This window comes from Acidimicrobiales bacterium, from assembly GCA_035531755.1.
Lineage (GTDB): Bacteria > Actinomycetota > Acidimicrobiia > Acidimicrobiales > UBA8190 > DATKSK01.
In genome coordinates, this window is record DATKSK010000005.1 from 19,055 (window position 1) to 37,308 (window position 18,254).

Consider the following 18,254-nt stretch of genomic DNA (forward strand, 5'->3'; position numbering starts at 1 on the left):
GCGGCGGAACCTGCGGGATCGTCGGAGGGGTTCAGAGCGCCGTTCGGCGCCAGGTCCCGACGCTGCCGCCCGTCTTCTCCCACAGTGCCAGCTCGCCGACGCTCATGGAGCGGTCCGACGACTTGCACATGTCGTAGATCGTGAGTGCCGCCACGGTGGCCGCGGTGAGCGCCTCCATCTCCACGCCGGTCCGGTCGATGGTCTCGACCTGGGCCTCCACCTCGACGAAGTTGTCCCCGATGGTGAAGTTCACGTGGATCCCCCCGACCAGCAACGGCCGGCACATGGGGATCAGGTCGGGGGTCTTCTTGGCCGCCTGGATGCCGGCGATCCGGGCGGCCCCGAGCACGTCGCCCTTGGTGATCGCGTTGCTCACCACCTTGGCGGTGGTCTCCGGCGCCATCATCACCTTGCAGCGGGCGAGCGCCCTGCGGTGGGTGGGCTCCTTGGCGGCGACGTCCACCATGCGGGCGCCGCCGAGGGGATCGAGATGCGTCAAGCTCCGGTCGACCACGGCGCGAGTCTAGGGCACGAGGGCCTTCGTGGCTCCGACCGTCGACGGGCGAGCGGTACCGCGGCCCGCGGCGGTAGACTTGGCACTCACGGGCCACGAGTGCCAGGCACGATGCCCCCGAGGACGCCGAAAGGAGCCGGGACGCCGCATGCCGACCTACGAATACGCGTGCAGATCCTGCGGCGAGCACCACGACGTGGTGCAGTCGATCGGTGACGACCCGTTGACCGAGTGCCCCTCCTGCGGCGGCCCCCTGCGCAAGGTCTTCGGCGCCGTCGGCGTCGTCTTCAAGGGCAGCGGCTTCTACAAGACCGACAGCCGGTCGTCCTCGAAGAAGGCCGAGAAGAAGACCGCCGCCGCCGACACGGGTGGCTCCAGCACCTCGGACTCGTCGGGCTCGTCGTCCACGCCCGCCGACACGTCGGGCTCGTCGTCCACGCCCGCCAGCACCGAATCCGCCAAGCCCGCCGGGAAGGCCGCCGCGGCGTCCTGAGCCGGGCCCCCGGCGGCGGCGCCGCCGGTCAGGGGCCGGTCAGGGGCCGGTCAGGCCCCGCTCAGGGACATGTCCCCGATGGCCAGCGTCTGGCCCGCGGCGACACCCGGGAGCCACTCGACGTCGGCGCCCACGTGGAGGACCGCCTGGAGCATCCGCTGGAGGGTCGACGCGATGGTGATCTCCCGGATCGGCTCCGCCAGCTCGCCGCCCCGCACCATGAGCCCCTCGGCTCCGACGGAGAAGTCGCCGCTGACCGGGTTGACCCCCGAGTGCACCCCGGTGATCGACTGTACGTAGAGCGCCTCGTCCACCTCGGCCAGGATCTCCCGGGCCCCGAGGGGCCCCGGCGCCAACAGCAGCGCCCGGCACCCCGCCACCGGGGTCGTGGCGTAGCCGCCCCGCACGGCCGACGCCGTCGACACGGCGCCCGCCCGGCGTCCCGCGGTGGTGTCGAACACGAACCCGCGCAGCACGCCGCCCTCGATGAGCACGTTGCGCCGGCAGGCGAGCCCCTCGGCGTCGTGCGTCGATGCCCCGAAGGCCCGGGCGTCGGTGGGGTCGTCGACGAGGACCAGCGAGGGCACCGCCACTTCCTCTCCGACCCGCCCGGCGAAGAACGAGCGGCCCTTCGTCACGGCTTCGCCCGACAGTGCCGAGGACACCACGGCGAGCAGCGTGGACGTGACCCGGGGGTCGAGCACGACCGTGCAGCGCCCGGAGCGGGCCTTCGTGGCACCGAGCATGCGGGTGGCCCGGTCCACGGCGTCGGCCACCGCCTTGTCGATGTCGAGCTGCCCCGGCCCTCGGGCGGCCGAGAAGCCGACACCGGTCTGGCTGTCGGCGTCGTCGCCGGCGATTGCCTCGACCGCCAGGCTGCACAGGGTGCGCCGGGCCGTGGCCCTGATCCCGGTCGACGTGGCGATGGCCGCCTCCGCCGCCGTGTCGCCGTAGTCGGCGAACGCCACCTGGCGGACACGGGGATCCGCGCCCCGGACCCGCCGCTCGAGCTCGAGCGCCAGGTCCACCTTGGCCGCGCTCGGGGTCCCCGGGACCTCGTCGTCCCACAGCTCGAGCGACGCCGGCGCCACACCGTCGGGCCCCGCCAGCCCGACGTGCTCGTCGGGCGTGGCGAAGGAGGCGTTGTCACGCGCCTCGGCCAGGGTCTGGGCGACGACCGACTCGTCCAGGGTGCCGGCGTAGGCGAAGCCCTGCCGCCCCCCCACCACCACCCGGATGCCGACACCCGCCGATGCCGCCGACGACAGCGACTCCACCGCGCCCTCGTAGGCGCGCACGTCGGTCTCGACGCCTCGCGACACGTACACCTCGAGCTCCTCGCCGGCCTTGGCGGCGCCCGCCACTCGTTCGGCCAGCTCGAGCAGCCCGCCCTCGACCGCGCCGGCCACACCGTTCCCGGCGGCGCCCGCCCCTCGCGCCGTCCCCGGTTGCGTCACGGCGTCAGTCACCGGCCGTCCCCCCGATCGTCACCCCGGTGATGCGCAGGGTGGGCTGGCCGCATCCCACGGGCACGCTCTGGCCGTCCTTGCCGCAGGTGCCCGGCCCCATGGCGAAGTCGTTGGCCACGGCGTCGACGCGGCGCAGCACCTCGGGGCCGTTGCCGATCAGGTTGGCGTCGCGCAGCGGCTCGGTGATGTGGCCGTCCTCGATCAGGTAGGCCTCGACCGTGCCGAACACGAAGTCGCCGGTCGTGGTGTTGACCTGCCCGCCGCCGAGCTTGGCGACGTAGACGCCGGTGGGCGTCTGGGCCAGCAGCTCGTCGGGCTCGGCGTCGCCGTTGAGCAGGAACGTGTTCGTCATCCTCACCATGGGCAGATGGCGGTAGCTCTGGCGGCGCCCGTTCCCCGACGAGCCCCGCTTCTCGCTGCGGGCGCGCAGGAAGTCCCACATGTAGTCGGTGAGCACACCGTCCTCGATGAGGACGTTGCGTTGGGCGGGGTTCCCCTCGTCGTCGACGGCGAAGCTCCCCCATTCGGGCCCCATGGTCCCGTCGTCGACCAGCGTGACGAGCGGGCTCGCCACCCGCTGGCCGACCTGGCCCGTGTAGACCGACGCGTCCTTGGCGATGTGGTCGGCCTCGAGGCCGTGGCCGCACGCCTCGTGGAAGAGGATCCCGCCGCTCCCCGACGCCAGCACCAACGGGACCTCGCCGCTCGGCGCGGGGCGCGCCGTGAGCTTGACGAGGGCGCGGCGCGCCGCCGCCGTGGCGATCTCCCCCACGTCGACGGTATCGAACAGTTCGAACCCGACCGTGAAGGCACTCGACTCGTAGCCGGTCTGCATGCCGGTGTCGCCGACCGCCACGCACGACACGCTGAAGCGCGACCGGACCTGGTCGTCGGTGACGAGCACGCCGTCGCTGTTGGCCACCTGGATCCGCCGGCGCCCGTCCCCGTACGAGGCCGACACCTGGGCGATTGCTCCGCCCGCGGTGCGCGCCGCGTCGTCGGCCCGCAGGAGCAACTCGATCTTGCGCGCCTTGGCGACGTTCTCGGGCAGCTGGACCACTTCGTTGCGCGGCACGCTGTCGCGCTGCTCCAACGCCACGACCCTTCCTCCACCACCCCGGCGGGCGACGGCAGCGGCGGCTTCGGCGGCGGCGAGCAACCCGCGCTCGGAGAGGTCGGCGGTATGGGCGAACCCGGTCGTGTCGCCGACGACCACCCGGACGCCCGCGCCGCGGTCGCGGCCCGACGACAGCTCCTCGACGCGGCCGTCGTCGAGCACGGCGGAGGTGGACTGGCGGTCCTCGGCGAACACTTCGGCGAAGTCACCGCCGTTGCGCAAGGCCGCTCCGAGCACACGCTCGACCACCGGCGCCTCGACGAGCAATGCCCCGCCCGGCGCTGAGTCGGCCACCGGCCACCCCCTTCTGGCTCTCGGCCGTGGCCGCCCGGCCAGACCGCCCTCGGCCAGACCACGGACGGGCCCGGTCGCGCAGGCCGCCGGCCGTGTGGCCGGCGGCGCCTGTGTTTCGTATCGTACCGCCGTGCCCGTCCAACCCGGTCTCAGTGCCCGCACGTCCCTCGTGGTCGCGCCGGGCGACACCGCGGTGGCGATGCGCTCGGGCGACGTGCCCATGCTGGCGACCCCGCGGCTCGTCGCCCTGTGCGAGGAGGCGGCCTGCCTGGCGGTGGCCGGCACCCTCGGCGAGGGCCGGACCAGCGTCGGCGTGCGGGTGCAGTTCGACCACCTGGCGCCGGTGCGCGTCGGCTCCGAGGTGACCGCCGAAGCCACCCTCGAGAAGGTCGAGGGCCGCCGCCTGATCTTCACGGTGACCGCCACCGACGCCGCCGGCCTGGTGGGGGCGGGGAAGATGACCCGGGTCGTCGTCGAGGTGGAGGACTTCCTCGCCAAGGGCCGCTGACGGCCGGCGGCGCCGGCCGCCCGTCAGACCGAGCGGCCGAGGACGTTGCCGAGGACCCCGCCCACCACGCCCCCCGTGGCGGCATCGCGACCGGTCTCGCCGCCGCCGATGTACTCCGACAGCGCGTGGGCGAGGACCGGGAGCGGCATCGACTGCAGCCAGATGCTGCCCGGCCCGGTGAGCGACACGAGGTGGTGCCCGTCGGCGCCGAAGAACCGGTTTGCGATGCCGGGCAGGCGGATCACCGAGAACGTCACGCTGTCGGTGAACATGCCGACGTGGCCGGGGTGGACGAGCAGCGACTGCCCGGCGGCGAGCTCGTAGGTGGCGATCTCGCCCGACAGCTCGACCCACGCCTTGCCCTCGCCCTCGAGCTTCTGGAGGATGAAGCCCTCGCCGCCCCACAGCCCGCCGCGGAACGACTGCTGCAGGGCCACGGACGGGGTGATGCCGGGCGTGCCGCACATCCAGCCGTGGCGGTGCACGACGTAGCCGTGGCCCGGGGTGACGTCGATCGGGAAGATCCGGCCGGGCACCTTGCTGGCGAAGGCGACCATGCCCTGGCCGCCCTGGGGCTCGTAGCGCGTGAGGAAGAGGCCGCCGCCGCCGGCCATGCGCTTCAGGCCCTTCATGATCCCCCCGCCCGACCCGGTCGAGGTCGTCTGGGAGAGCTGCATGTTCGCCGTCATCCACGACAGGTCGCCGTGGGTGGAGATCAGCGCCTCGCCCGGCTCGAGCACCATCTCCAGGACCGGCATGGTCGTCCCGTTGACGTTGGCCTGCATCACTCGCTCCTCTCGACCGGCGCCCGGAGCGCCCGGACGCACACCCGCGCAGAGTCTGCACCGCCGTCGCGTCTCTTGCAGGCATGCACTCCGCCGCGCGCGCCGGGCACCGGACACCGGGGGTGCCCGGCGCGGTCCCGGGGTGCCCCGGCGCGGTCCCGGGCGGTCCCGGCGCGGTCCCGGGCGGTCCGGGGTGCCCCGGCGCGGTCCCGGGGTGCCCCGGCGCGGTCCCGGGTGCCCGACGGGGGCCCGGGCCCGGCCCGATGGGTGCCCGCGACGGCCCCGGCAGGTGCCCGCGACGCCGCCGCCGGTATCCCCGCCCGGTGTGGTCCGCGGTAGCGTGACCGGGGGTCGCCGCCGCCGGCGTCCCCCGGCCAGGTGCCCATGCTCCTCGACGACATCCACGAACCCGCCGACCTCCGGAAGCTCTCTCATGACCAGTTGGCCCAGCTGGCGGCGGAGATCCGGACGTGCATCGTCGAGCGGGTGACGGCCAACGGGGGGCACCTCGGGTCGAACCTCGGCGTCGTCGAGCTCACCCTCGCCCTCCACCGCGTGTTCGACTCGCCACGCGACATCATCCTCTGGGACACGGGCCACCAGGCCTACGTGCACAAGCTCGTCACCGGGCGCCAGGACGCCTTCGCCACGCTGCGCCAGCCCGGCGGCATGTCGGGGTACCCGTCACGGGCCGAGTCGCCCCACGACTGGATCGAGAACAGCCACGCGTCGACGGCCCTCAGCTACGCCCACGGCCTGGCCATCGGCATGCACCGCCGGGGCGAGCACGACCGGCGGGTGGTGGCCGTCTTGGGCGACGGGTCGCTCACCGGCGGCATGGCCTACGAGGCCCTCAACAACCTCGGCCACGCCGGCACGCGCGTGGTCATCGTCCTGAACGACAACGGCCGGTCCTACGCGCCCACCGTGTCGCGGCTGTCGTCGGGGCTCACGCAGCTGCGCCTGAGCCCGTCGTACGTGCACGCCCGGGAGCGCGCCCGACACGTGCTGCGGGCGATCCCGGGGTTCGGCGGGCTCGCCTACTCGAGCCTCCACGGCCTCACTAGCGCGGTGCGCGAGATCGTCACGCCACACCGCTTCTTCGAGGCGCTGGGCGTGCGCTACGCGGGCCCCATCGACGGGCACGACATCGCCGGCATGGAGCAGGCGATCGCGCACGCCAGCGAGTGGGACGGCCCCATCGTCGTGCACGTCCTCACCCAGAAGGGCCGGGGCTACGCCCCCGCCGAGGAGGACGAGGTGCAGCGCCTCCACGACTTCAAGGTGCAGCCTTCCTCGGTGGCGCCCTCGGCTTCGATCGCGCCCGTGTCGTACACCGACGCCTTCACCCGCGCCGTGCTCGACGCCGCCCACCGGCATCCCGAGGTGGTGGCCATCACCGCGGCGATGCCCGGGCCGACGGGGCTGCTGCCCTTCCAGGCGGAGTTCCCGGACCGCTTCCTGGACGTCGGCATCGCCGAGCAGCACGCCGTCACGGCCGCGGCGGGGATGGCGATGGCGGGGCTACGGCCTGTCGTGGCCGTGTACTCCACCTTCCTCAGCCGCGCCTTCGACCAGGCCAACCTCGACGTCGGGCTCCACCGCCTGCCCGTGGTCTTCGCCCTCGACCGGGCGGGTATCACGGGTGACGACGGGCCCAGCCACCACGGCGTGCTCGACCTGTCGCTCATGCTGTCGATCCCGGGCATGACGGTGTTCGCCCCGTCGTCGGCCCAGGAGGTGCCGGTCATGCTGGAGGAGGCGCTGTCGCTCGACGGCCCCGCCGCCATCCGGTTCCCGAAGACCCCGGCCCGCCAGGCCCGCGCCGGCGCCGTGGGCCGCGGCCTGCAGGCCCGCCAGGTCCACCGGGGCGACGGTTCGGTGTGCCTCCTGGCCGTGGGCAAGATGGTCGAGGCGGCGGAGGAGGCCGCCGCCAAACTGGCCACCGACGGTGTCGACGCCACGGTGTGGGACGTCCGGGTGGTGTCGCCCCCCGACCCCGCCATGCTGACCGACGCCGCCACCCACGGCCTGATCGTCACCGTGGAGGACGGGATCCGCGTGGGTGGGGCGGGGGCCTTCCTGGTCGATGCCCTGCAACGGCACCAGCTGGCGGACCCGCTCCCCCTGGTGCGAGTGCTCGGAGTGCCGCCCGCCTACATCCCGCAGGGAAAGCCCGACGGGATCCTGGCCGACCTCGGCCTCGACGGCCCGGGCATCGCGGCCGCGGTCACCGAGGCCCTGGGCACCGAGCGCGACCGCCTGCGCCTGCCCTGACCACCCGCCCCGCGCGGCGGCCCCACCGCCCGGCCGATCGGCGCCACCTCGCCGGGCTGTGCCGGCGACGGGAACTTGTTCTAGTTTGGGGCCGTGGAGTTCAACCTCGCCGACCTGTTCGAGGCCGCCGTCGACGCCTTCCCCGATCGGGAGTACCTGGTCGCCGACGGCCGGCGGCTCACCTACGGCCACATGGAGGAGCGCGCCAACCGGCTCGCGCACCATCTGGCCGCCGTGGGCGTGGGCCCGGGGGACCACGTCGGCATCTACGCGCTGAACAGCGCCGAGTGGGTCGAGACGGCGTGGGCCGTGTTCAAGCTGCGGGCCGTGTGGATCAACATCAACTACCGCTACGTCGAGGACGAGCTGCGGTACCTGTTCTCCAACGCCGATCTCGTCGCCCTCGTCCACCAGCGGCAGTTCTCCCCCCACGTGGCCACCCTGTTGCCGGAGCTCCCGAGCCTGCGCCACGTCGTGGTGATCGACGACGACAGCCAGGAGCCCGACCCGTGCCACGACGCCGTCGACTACGAGGCGGCCGTCGCCGGGGGCTCGCCCGAGCGCGATTTCGGGCCCCGGTCGGGTGACGACCTCTACGTGCTGTACACGGGCGGGACCACCGGGATGCCCAAAGGTGTCGTGTGGCCGCACCGCAATGTCTTCTACGCCCTCGGCGGCGGCATCGACGCGCTGACCGGGGTGCGCGTCGAGCGACCCGAGCAGATGGTCGAGAAGGGTGTCGCCGCCGGCGGCCAGCTCACGTTCCTCCCCATCGCGCCGCTCATGCACGGCGCCACGCAGTGGGCGGTGATGGGCCAGAGCTTCGTCGGCAACCGGATCGTGCTCGTCCCGAAGTTCGAGCCCCACGAGGTGTGGACCCTCATCGGGCGCGAGAAGGTCAACATGGTCATGATCACCGGTGATGCCATGGGCAAGCCGCTGATCGAGGCGCTCGACGACCCCGACACCGCCTACGACATGTCATCGCTGATCGGCATCACCTCCACGGCGGCGCTGTTCTCCCCCGCCGTCAAGGACGAGTTCTTCCGGCACTTCCCCAACCTGATCATGACCGACGCCATCGGGTCGTCGGAGTCCGGGAACAACGGGATCTCGATGGTCCGTCCCGGCGCGACGGCGATGAAGAGCGGCCCGACGGTGTCGTCGACGGGCGGGACGGTGGTGTTCGACGAGAACCTCGAGCTGGTGAAGCCGGGGTCCGGTGTCATCGGGAAGATCGCCCGCTCGGGCGACATCCCCATCGGGTACTACAACGACCCGGTGAAGAGCGCCGAGGTGTTCATCGTCGTCGACGGCACGCGCTACGTGATGCCCGGCGACTTCGCCACCGTCGAGGCCGACGGGGCCGTGACCCTGCTCGGGCGGGGGTCGATCTGCATCAACTCAGGGGGCGAGAAGATCTTCCCCGAGGAGGTGGAGGCCGTCGTGCGCTCGCACCCCGACGTCATGGACGCCATCGTCGTGGGCGCGCCGGACGAGCGCTTCGGCCAGCGGGTGGCGGCCATCGTCGAGGTCCGGCCCGGACGTGCCGTCCCGTCGCTCGAGACGGTGCAGGACCACTGCCGCCAGCACGTGGCCGGCTACAAGGTGCCGCGGCAGCTGCACAGCGTGGACAAGATCGAGCGCTCACCGAGCGGCAAGCCCGACTACCGCTGGGCCGACGCCATCGTCACCTCCCAGCCCTCGCTGGACTGACGGGCGCTTCCGCCACCGCTCCGCCACCGGCTCCGCCAGCGCCCCGCCGCCCCGCCGCCCCGCCGCCGCCCCGCCGCCCCGCCGCTACGCTCCGCCGCATGCCCGTCGACCTGGCCGAGCTCGTGGGCGGGGGCCGGTCCGCCGTGCTCACCATGGAGCTGCAACGCGGCGTCGTGGGCGACCTGTCGAGCTTCCCCGAGCTCGCCGCCGCCGTACGCGACGGCGGCGTCATCGAGAACACGGCGCGCCTGCTGGCGGGGGCACGCGCCGCGGGCGTCCCGGTCGTGCACTGCACCGCCGGGTTCCGGCCCGACCGGCGGGGCTCGCCCCGCAACGCCCCGCTCATCGCCGCCATGCTGCGGCGACCCGAGCATCTCGTCGACGGCACGCCCGCCGTGGAGCTCGTCTCCGCGTTGGGCCCCGCACCCGAGGACCTCGTGTCGCATCGCCGCCACGGCGTGTCACCGTTCGTCGGGACCACGCTCGACGCCACGCTGCGCGCGCTCGGCGTGTCCACGGTGATCGCCACGGGCGTGTCGCTGAACCTCGGCATCCCCGGGCTCGCCATCGAGGGCGTGGACCTCGGGTACCGCGTCGTGGTGGCGACCGATGCCGTCGCCGGCGTCCCGTCCGACTACGCCGAGGCCGTCATGCGGCACACGGTGGCGCTGGTGGCGGCGCTCGCCACGGTCGACGAGATCGTGTCGACCTTCGCCTGACTGCTCGCTGGCGTGACCCCGTGTGCGGTGCGTCGGGACCGCCGCCGCGAGTGCCGACCCCGGGGGGGCCGAGGGTGACACCGCAGCGGCGACCCGACCAAGCGCCGGCACCACCGAGGACCCGCCTCAGGCGACGACGCCCGAGCCCCCCGCACGTAACGCACAGGGCGACCGGCCACGACGATAGTTGACCTGGGCTCCTGAAACCGAGACCGCCCCGGTAGTGTCTCGGCCCGTGGTGAGCCAGCCGGCGCGTGCCGTCCTCGGGGACGCGCTCGAACCGTTCAACCCCGCACTCGCCGTGGTGCTGCACCATGCGCTGTTCCGGATAGGGAACGACACCACCGTGTCCAGCGCCCGGCGGTCGTGCCTCGTGGTGGCACCCCACCCCGACGACGAGACGCTCGGTGCCGGCGCCACCATCATGCGCAAGATCGACGCCGGGACCCCCGTGCACCTGCTGGTGGTCACCGACGGGAGCAAGTCGCCGCCGGGCGATCCCGCCGAGGTGGCCGCCCTGAGGGCGGCCGAGCTCCGGGCGGCGTGCGCGGTCCTCGGGCTGGCCCCGTCCGAGGTCACGCACCTGGACTTCGTCGACGCCGAGCTCGACGCCGGCGACGAGGCGCTGGTCAGCGCCATCGCCGGGGTGGTGGCGGCGGTGCGCCCCGCCGACGTGCTCGTCACGGACGAGACCGACCCCCACGAGGACCACGGGGCCCTGGGGGTGGCCACCCGCCGTGCCCTCGCCGGCAGCGGGGCCCGGCTGCTCGCCTACCCGATCTGGCAGTTCGACCGGCCCCCGCGCCTGGTGCGCCAGGTGCGCCGATCAGGTCGGCCCGAGCTGGTGAGCACGCAGGGCTACCTGGAACGCAAGCGGGCTGCGGTGGCCGCCTACCCCTCGCAGCTGGCCGCCCACAACGACGACACCGAGGGCCTCACCCCGCGCTTTCTGAAGCACTTCGTGGGCCCCTGGGAGATGTTCTTCCCCGTGGCGGGCGCCGGGGACTGAGCGGCGCTGCTCAGGCGCTGCTCAGGCGCCGATCTGGGCGTCGCGCTGGCGCTTGGTGCTGTGCACCGGGTCCTTGTCGAACTGCGGCAGCACGTGCTTGCCGAAGGTCGCCACCGCCTCCTCGCACACCTCGATGGGCATGGAGGACGACAGCATGCCGAAGCTCAGCTGGTCGGCCCCGGTGTCGGCGAAGCGCTGGATGCACCGGGTGACCTCGTCGGGGTCGCCGACGGCGATGAGCCCGCTCCCGATGTTCTTGTCGATCTGGTCGGGCGTCGAGTCCGGGATGAGGTCGGGCCACTCGGGCACTCCCGCGGGACGCGGGAAGGTGTCCAGGTAGCGGAAGACCAGGCTCAGGTGCGTGCCGGTGTCGATGCCGGTGAAGGCGGCCCGTGCGCGCCCTCCGTCCTCGAGGCAGAGCATCTGGGTGGTGATCATGATGTTGTTGTTGACGTAGCCGCCCACGGGGTCGGCGTTCTCGATCTCCTTCTTGTACTTCTCGATGAGGGGTGCGAAGCCCTCCGGCTTGCCGAACGCGAAGCACAACACCCCGAGCCCCTGCCGGGCGGCCAGCTCGAACGTGCCCGGGCTGCCCGCCGCCACCCACAGGGGCGGGTGAGGGTCGGTGTACGGCTTGGGGAGGACGTTGCGCGTCGGCATGGTGAAGAACCGACCGTCGTAGGAGTAGTCCTCCTCCTTCCACATCCGGACGATCTGGGGGAGCGTCTCCGCCACCATCTCGCGGGTGAGCTCCTGGTCCTCGATGCCGAAGCCCTTCTGCTCGGTGGTCGACGAGCCGCGGCCGGTGCCGAACTCGAACCGGCCCTCGGAGAGGTGGTCGATCATGGCCACGCGCTCGGCGATGCGCGCCGGGTGGTTGGCGGGCGGGGTGATGTTGAAGATGCCCGACCCGAGGTGGATGTTGGACGTCTGGGCGGCGGCGTAGGCCAGGAACGACTCGCTCGCCGACAGATGGGAGTAGTCGGTGAGGAAGTGGTGCTCCGAGGCCCAGGCGTACTTGAAGCCGGCGGCATCGGCGGCCCGGATGTAGGCGAGCTCGTCCATGATGCGGTCGTGCTCGGCCGCCGCGCCGTGGGCCTGGCGGTACTGCGGTAGCAGGCTGACAGCGTTGAAGATCCCGAACTCCATGGCGGCAGCTCCTCTCGCTCGGTGCGGGACCGTACCAGCTTGCCATCGAAAATGCAACGTGTTCCAATATTGGGGCGGGGCCGCACCGGCCACCGACAGGGGCTCTGACCAGGGCCTCGTGACCCGGCGACCACTCCGGGCCGCCCCGCCACCACCCACGACTGCGAGGACGGGCCCGACATGGACACCATGGCCGAACTGCTGCGGGCCCGCGCCGGCGACCCTCGCCCGGGGCTCGTGGCGGGCGACGCCACGTGGAGCTGGGCCGAGGTCGTCGAAGGCGCCGGCGCCCGGGCCTCCCTCCTCGCCGAGCTGCGGGCACCGGGGGCCTTCCACGTGGCCACCCTCCTCGACAACGTCCCCGAGCACGTCCTGTGGCTGGGCGCCGCCGCCGCCGCCGGCGCGGTGCTCGTCGGGGGCAATCCGACCCACCGGGGCGCCGACCTCGCCCGGGACCTCGCCCACACCGAGTGCCAGCTCCTCGTCACCGACCGTGCCCACCTGCCCCTGGTGGACGGCCTCGACCTCGGGCCCGCCATCGGGACGGTCTCGGCGTCGAGCCCCCGCGTCCTCGTGGTGGACGACCCCGCCGACGACGCCGCCCTCGCCGAGCACGTCGGCGCCCCCCTGCCCACCGCGGACGTGAGCGGCGTCACCGACGACAGCCTCGGGTACCTGATCTTCACCTCGGGCACCTCGGGGGCCCCCAAGGCGTGCCGCTGCACCCACGGCCGACTCGCCCGGATCGGCGGGATCGTCGCCCAGATGTTCGGGCTCACCCCCGACGACGTCTGCTCCGTGTCGATGCCGCTGTTCCACTCCAACGCCCTCATGGCCGGCCTCGCACCGGCGCTGGCGGCCGGCGCCACCGTGGCGCTGCCCACCGGCGGGCGGTTCTCGGCGTCGGGCTTCCTCCCCGACGTCCGGCGCCACGGCGTCACCTACTTCAACTACGTCGGCAAGCCGCTGTCGTACATCCTGGCCACGCCCGAGCGTCCCGACGACGCCGACAATTCGCTGGTGCGCGTGTTCGGGAACGAGGGCGCCGAGGCCGACGTGGTGCGCTTCGGCGAGCGCTTCGGTTGTGTGGTGGTGGACAGCTACGGGTCGACCGAGGGGGGCGCCACCGTGCAGCGGACGCCCGACACGCCGCGCGGTGCGCTCGGCCGGGCCCCCGAGGGCACCATGGTCGTCGACCCCGACACCGCGCAGGAGTGCCCGCCGGCGCGCTTCGACCCCCACGGCCGCCTGGTCAACGCCGAGGAGGCCATCGGCGAGCTCGTGTCGGCCGGCGGGGCGGCGGGATTCGAGGGGTACTGGCACAACGACGAGGCCGAGCGGGCCCGCCTGCGCAACGGGTGGTACTGGACCGGGGACCTCGCCTACCGCGACCCGGATGGCTTCTTCTACTTCGCGGGCCGAGCCGACGACTGGCTGCGGGTCGACGGCGAGAACTTCGCGGCCGCGCCCGTGGCGCGCATCGTGGAGCGGCATCCCGACGTGGTGCTCGCCGCGGTGTACGCCGTGCCCGACCCGGTGGTGGGCGACCAGGTCATGGCGGCCCTGCAGCTGCGCCCGGGGGCGGTGTTCGACGCCGAGGAGTTCGCCGCCTTCATCGCCGCCCAGCCCGACTTCGGCACCAAGTGGGCGCCGCGCTTCGTGCGCGTGTGCACGGTGCTGCCCGTCACCGCCACGTCCAAGGTGCTCGTACGGGCATTGCGCGCCGAGCGGTGGAACTGCGCCGACCCGGTGTGGTGGCGGCCGGGCCGGGCCACCGGGACGCGCTACCAGCCGCTGCTCGAAGCCGACGTCGCCGACCTCGAGGAGTCAGTGCGGCGCTGACCGGTTCAGAGCCGAAGCCGAGTCCCTCAGGTCGTGCGTTTCGACTCGCGCTCGTGGCGTGCAGCACGCGTATTGTCTTGCAGCTCTGCGGGTGCAAGCGACCGGTGGATGATGGCCCGGGCCACATCGCTCAGCGGGATGCCGTTGCTCCGAGCATGACCGCGGAGCAACGCGAACGCCTCGTCCATGCCCACGTGCCGCCGTTCGGCCACGACACCCTTGGCCTGTTCGATGACGATCCGCGAGTTGAGTGCGCTCTGGAGCTGGCCGGCCAGATCGGTGCCATGCTTGATGGCCCGCTCTTGGAGGATACCGATGGTCGCCGCGTCGGCGAGCGCCTGCGTGAGGTTCACATCCTGGGCAGACAGCTCTCGGAGAACGGTGCTGAAGATGTTCATGGCCCCGATCACATCGCTGCGTAGCCGGAGCGGCAGGGCATGCACCATTTCGAATCCTGCTTCCCGAGCCCCGGCGGTGAACTGCGGCCAGCGGGCTCGGGAGTCGTCGAGTCGCGCGTTCAGCACCGGCTCACCACTGCGCAGGCAGTCCCGGCACGGGCCCTCGTCATTCTGGAACTCGATCAACTCGACCGCTCGCATGCGCTCTGTGGATGACGCCACGACTCGCAGCTCCCCGCGGGTGGCGGCCAAAGCGATGCCCACTTCCGCCGAGACCAGTAGCTCGGCGCACCGGTCGACCAGCATCGACATGAACTCGATCACGTCGAAGTCGGCGACGAGCGTGTCGGCCAGCTCCACGAACGTCCTGGCCAGCCACTCTTCGCGTGAGTCCATGATCACTCCCGACGCCTGGAAGCACCCCAGTGGATCCCTGGAGGCTTGTCTCGAGGGAACCAATGCTATTTGGCCACCGCTCGCTGCGTCGGGCGACGCCGTCAGCCGCTTCTCGGTGAGCGGAGAAGTCATGGTCTGTCGAACCTCAGTCGACCGGCCACCACGTCGGCGCCCACCTGATCGATGGGCCGCTCGGCGGCGAATGCGTATGCCCTGAGCCGCACGATGGCTTCGCCGATGGTGCAGTCACGCTGTGCGGAGATCATCCCGGTGGCCTGGTGCACGACCGCCCGGTCGTCATCGACAGCGATTCCCCAGGCCAAGACCTCCGGAGCCGCTCCGGCCTGGATCGCCAGCACCTGATCGGTGACCAGATCGGCGACCAACACCGCCGCGGAGAGCCCATCGCCTTTCAAGGCACCGGGCCGGTCGCTGTAGAGCACGAGCACCCCGAGTTTGATGGCCCCCAGCTGAAGCGGGAGCGCATAGACGCTCCGGATCTCGGTCTCGACCAGCGCCCGGGCGAACTGCGGCCAGCGGCTGGTGAACGAGGTGAGCTTGTCGACGAAGACCGGCCGCCCTTCGGTATAGGCGTCGCTCGCCGGGCCTTCGCCCAATGTGAACTCCAGGTCTTGGACGATCACCGGCACGCCATACGCGCTGGCGACACTCGACAACGTGCCGTCATTCATCAACACCACCGAAGCGCCACGCATGTGGAGCAGCCGGCTCGCCCTTCGACAGATGGTGGAAAGCGACGGCACGGCATCTTCAGTGTGCGCGACCAGTGCGGCCAGGAACTGGTCGGCATCCTCGGCGTTCATGATTCACCCCGCTTCCTTCCGACCGGCAAACCGGTACACCGGAAAGGCGGTAACGCGGTGAGCTGGTGCGGCTGCTCCTGTCACCTCGGATCGGCGAGCGGTGCCCGTCGGAGGGCCGGGACCATGGCGGTCTCGATGTCAGAGCGCCCGGCCGGCGCCGGTTGTGGCGGGGACCGGACATCTGGGATGTGGGCAGGATCGGCCGGTCGGCGTCAGGGCTCCGAGCCCGCGGCCACCTGTGGCGTGGCTCTCTTCGCCTTCTTGGCGACCTCGGGATCGCCCACCCCCGGCGCCGCATCGCGCCCTCGTGCCGGGACATCGGCGTCGTGGAGCATGGTCGCCGCCTTGTGCGTCGCCGCCTTGGCGACTGCGGGGGCCCCGTCGATCACGTCATGAGCCAACTCGGCCGTCTTGCGCCGGGCGCCGGACGCCATGTCCATGACAGAGCCACCGACCATCCCCGTCAATGCGCCGACGATGAGACCCTTCCAGGCGTTCTTCATGAGTTACCCGTTCTCTCTGTGGGATGGCCCGGGACCGGAAGATTCGCTCGGCGACGGATGAAGGGTCGCTCAGCGCACTTCCTCGTGCACCTCGGCGGTGCGACCCGCCGTGTCGGTCACTTGCCGGTCAAAGGTGCGATGCCCGCTGCCGGCCGGTCGGCGAGACGTGGCGTAGACAATCGCCGAGATGACGAGCCCGACCGCTCCGACGACCATGAGGATGACCCCCACCGTGGACAGCCGGAATCCGTGCCCCTGGGAGGTGACCGCCCAGTACATGACGGCACCCGCCGCGATGGAGATCATGCTGAAGACCATTCCTGCGAGACCCATCTGTCGTGCCTCCATTTCGTTGCCTGGCCGTCGGCCAAGTGCGAAAGAGGCGGGGTCTGGGACCCTTCAGCTCTCTCATCATAGCATCAGTGGCACTCGTTCGTGACGGCGGCCCGCGCCACGAGTGGGGCCCAGGACGATCCGTCGATGCGGGCAACCTCACCACGTGGCCCTTGTAGGGCGAAGCCGTCGGTGGTAAGAACGGGTGACCGCAGGTGCGGCCGAGACCCTTTCGGTCCTGTCTGCGACATCGTTGCCCCGGACCCTGGCCACGAAGGCGCCGAGCATGTTGCTCGAGCGCCGTTCAGTGGAAGGGAGGCAACGGAGATGTCTGCACCACGGTGGCTCCAACCACCGCTCCCCGTCTCCGGCCGTCCCCGAATCGATCGCGGGCCACCCGTGGCCCCGACGTCGTCCACTGCCGTTTTCTGGTCACGACCCGCAAGCGCAGGGCGTGATCGACAGCTCCCCGGTTCCCTTTCCGCACCGCGGTTGAACGGCGTCGCCCGCCCGACCCGGGTCTCGGGTGCGGAGGGGAACCGGGCCCCCTCTGTTGTTGTTGCAGACAGGGCACCGCTCGATCGAGGGCCCGTGGGTGATACCGAGAACGCCATCCCGGGGACGGTCGACACCACCGAGCGTTCCACCCTGACCGGGCTCCTCCGGCGGGTCGTCGCGCCGTTCGACGCGTAGCCTCCGCCCAGGAGTCAGCGGTCGGTGCCGAGGACCAGGCCGCTCGTGGGGACGCCGGTGCCCGCGGTGACCACCACGTGCTCGGTCCCCTCGACCTGGTTCACCGCCGTGCCCCGCACCTGGCGCACCCCTTCGGCGATGCCGTTCATGCCGTGGATGTAGGCCTCGCCCAGCTGGCCGCCGTGGGTGTTGGTCGGCAGCTTGCCGCCGGGCCCGATGTGCCCGTCGCGCAGGAACTCCTTGGCCTCGCCCCACTCGCAGAAGCCGAGCTCCTCGAGCTGGTAGAGGACGAACGGTGTGAAGTGGTCGTAGAGCACGGCGCACTGCATGTCGTCGGGGCCGAGGCCCGACGTCTCCCACAGCTGGCGCGCCACCACGCCCATCTCGGGCAGGTGCGTCATGTCGTCGCGGTAGTACGACGTCATCATGTCCTGCTGGGCCCCCGAGCCCTGGGCCGCGGCCTGGATGACCGCCGGCGGGCGCGGGCAGTCGCGGGCGCGCTCGAGGCTCGTGACGACGATGGCTTGCCCACCGTCGGACTCCTGGCAGCAGTCGAGCAGCCGCAGCGGCTCGACGATCCAGCGCGACGCCTGGTGCTCCTCGAGGGTGATGGGCTTGCCGTAGAACCACGCGGCCGGGTTCGTCGCCGCGAAGGCACGGTCGGCCACCGCCACCCGGCCGAAGTCCTCGGTGGTGGCGCCGGCGGCATGCAGGTAGCGCTGGGCGAACATGGCCACCCACGACGCCGGGGTGAGCAGGCCCTGCGGCGCGTACCACGCGAATTGTGCGTTCTCGGCATTCGGCACCGGGGGCCGGCCCTGCACCCCGGTCCCGAAACGGTGGCCGGAGCGCTCGTTGAACGCCCGGTAGCAGACCACGACGTCGGCGACGCCGCTGGCCACGGCCATGGCCGCCTGGTGCACCGTGGCGCACGCCGCGCCCCCGCCGTAGTGGATACGGCTGAAGAACGTGAGGTCCCCCATGCCGAGGGTGCGGGCCACCTCGGTCTCGGGGTTGGTGTCGGCCGCGAACGTCACCAGGCCGTCGACTTCCGACGGCGCGATGCCGGCGTCGTCGAGTGCGGTACGCACCGCCTCGGTGGCCAGGCGCAGCTCGCTTCGCCCCGAGTCCTTGGAGAACTCCGTGGCGCCGATGCCGCTGATGGCGGTGGTGCCGGCGAAGGTGTGGCGGCGGGGGGACCTCGTGCTCATGGGA

General features: G+C 72.1%; 17 protein-coding genes. 7 read left to right on the forward strand and 10 right to left on the reverse strand.

Annotated features, from left to right (window positions below):
- Nucleotides 1–31: 31 nt before the first annotated feature.
- Entirely contained in the window at nt 32–514 is a 483-nt protein-coding gene (gene moaC / locus VMV22_01215; GenBank protein HUY20936.1) for a cyclic pyranopterin monophosphate synthase MoaC, read from the reverse strand.
- Between the two features lie 148 nt (nt 515–662).
- Here moaC and VMV22_01220 point away from each other — a divergent pair, with 148 nt between their 5' ends.
- Nucleotides 663–1,007: an FmdB family zinc ribbon protein gene (locus VMV22_01220; protein HUY20937.1), complete on the forward strand. Its 345-nt coding sequence runs from the start codon at nt 663–665 to the stop codon at nt 1,005–1,007.
- A 50-nt stretch (nt 1,008–1,057) separates the two neighbouring features.
- Here VMV22_01220 and VMV22_01225 read toward each other — a convergent pair whose 3' ends face one another.
- Both VMV22_01225 and VMV22_01230 read right to left on the reverse strand, forming a co-directional pair.
- Nucleotides 1,058–2,476: a TldD/PmbA family protein gene (locus tag VMV22_01225; GenBank protein HUY20938.1), complete on the reverse strand. Its 1,419-nt coding sequence runs from the start codon at nt 2,474–2,476 to the stop codon at nt 1,058–1,060.
- Complete coding sequence (locus VMV22_01230) at nt 2,469–3,887, reverse strand: TldD/PmbA family protein (GenBank protein HUY20939.1); 1,419 nt, start codon at nt 3,885–3,887, stop codon at nt 2,469–2,471. Before VMV22_01230 ends, VMV22_01225 begins: the two co-directional genes overlap by 8 nt.
- A gap of 130 nt (nt 3,888–4,017) precedes the next feature.
- Between VMV22_01230 and VMV22_01235 the strand changes: the two genes are divergently transcribed.
- Nucleotides 4,018–4,395 carry a hotdog domain-containing protein gene (locus VMV22_01235; GenBank protein ID HUY20940.1) on the forward strand — a complete coding sequence of 126 codons (378 nt, stop codon included), beginning with the start codon at nt 4,018–4,020 and terminating at the stop codon, nt 4,393–4,395.
- 23 nt (nt 4,396–4,418) lie between these two features.
- Here the strand turns inward: VMV22_01235 and VMV22_01240 are convergent, their stop codons facing one another.
- Entirely contained in the window at nt 4,419–5,180 is a 762-nt protein-coding gene (locus VMV22_01240; GenBank protein ID HUY20941.1) for an AIM24 family protein, read from the reverse strand.
- 384 nt (nt 5,181–5,564) lie between these two features.
- Here VMV22_01240 and dxs point away from each other — a divergent pair, with 384 nt between their 5' ends.
- From dxs to VMV22_01260, 4 genes are all read left to right on the forward strand, one after another.
- The gene (gene dxs, locus VMV22_01245; GenBank protein HUY20942.1) at nt 5,565–7,457 is read left to right on the forward strand and encodes a 1-deoxy-D-xylulose-5-phosphate synthase; all 1,893 of its coding nucleotides are present in this window, start codon (nt 5,565–5,567) and stop codon (nt 7,455–7,457) included.
- Between the two features lie 93 nt (nt 7,458–7,550).
- Complete coding sequence (locus tag VMV22_01250) at nt 7,551–9,173, forward strand: acyl-CoA synthetase (protein ID HUY20943.1); 1,623 nt, start codon at nt 7,551–7,553, stop codon at nt 9,171–9,173.
- A 98-nt stretch (nt 9,174–9,271) separates the two neighbouring features.
- Nucleotides 9,272–9,892 (forward strand): cysteine hydrolase family protein, encoded by a 621-nt coding sequence (locus tag VMV22_01255; protein HUY20944.1) that lies wholly within the window; start codon nt 9,272–9,274, stop codon nt 9,890–9,892.
- Between the two features lie 235 nt (nt 9,893–10,127).
- Entirely contained in the window at nt 10,128–10,901 is a 774-nt protein-coding gene (locus VMV22_01260) for a PIG-L deacetylase family protein (protein ID HUY20945.1), read from the forward strand.
- 21 nt (nt 10,902–10,922) lie between these two features.
- Here the strand turns inward: VMV22_01260 and VMV22_01265 are convergent, their stop codons facing one another.
- Entirely contained in the window at nt 10,923–12,050 is a 1,128-nt protein-coding gene (locus tag VMV22_01265) for an LLM class flavin-dependent oxidoreductase (protein HUY20946.1), read from the reverse strand.
- 180 nt (nt 12,051–12,230) lie between these two features.
- On the opposite strand from VMV22_01265, the gene VMV22_01270 reads away from it, so the two are divergent.
- Nucleotides 12,231–13,892 carry an AMP-binding protein gene (locus VMV22_01270; GenBank protein HUY20947.1) on the forward strand — a complete coding sequence of 554 codons (1,662 nt, stop codon included), beginning with the start codon at nt 12,231–12,233 and terminating at the stop codon, nt 13,890–13,892.
- A 26-nt stretch (nt 13,893–13,918) separates the two neighbouring features.
- Here the strand turns inward: VMV22_01270 and VMV22_01275 are convergent, their stop codons facing one another.
- The 5 genes from VMV22_01275 to VMV22_01295 all read right to left on the reverse strand — a co-directional run bounded on the left by VMV22_01275 (nt 13,919) and on the right by VMV22_01295 (nt 18,250).
- Nucleotides 13,919–14,686, reverse strand: a complete 768-nt coding sequence (locus VMV22_01275; GenBank protein HUY20948.1) for a GAF and ANTAR domain-containing protein — start codon at nt 14,684–14,686, stop codon at nt 13,919–13,921.
- Between the two features lie 128 nt (nt 14,687–14,814).
- Nucleotides 14,815–15,510, reverse strand: coding sequence for a GAF and ANTAR domain-containing protein (locus tag VMV22_01280; GenBank protein ID HUY20949.1), 696 nt, complete (start codon nt 15,508–15,510; stop codon nt 14,815–14,817).
- A gap of 212 nt (nt 15,511–15,722) precedes the next feature.
- Nucleotides 15,723–16,013, reverse strand: a complete 291-nt coding sequence (locus VMV22_01285; protein ID HUY20950.1) for a hypothetical protein — start codon at nt 16,011–16,013, stop codon at nt 15,723–15,725.
- Nucleotides 16,014–16,082: 69 nt separating this feature from the next.
- Nucleotides 16,083–16,346, reverse strand: a complete 264-nt coding sequence (locus tag VMV22_01290) for a hypothetical protein (GenBank protein ID HUY20951.1) — start codon at nt 16,344–16,346, stop codon at nt 16,083–16,085.
- Between the two features lie 707 nt (nt 16,347–17,053).
- The gene (locus VMV22_01295) at nt 17,054–18,250 is read right to left on the reverse strand and encodes a lipid-transfer protein (protein ID HUY20952.1); all 1,197 of its coding nucleotides are present in this window, start codon (nt 18,248–18,250) and stop codon (nt 17,054–17,056) included.
- Nucleotides 18,251–18,254 lie beyond the last annotated feature (4 nt).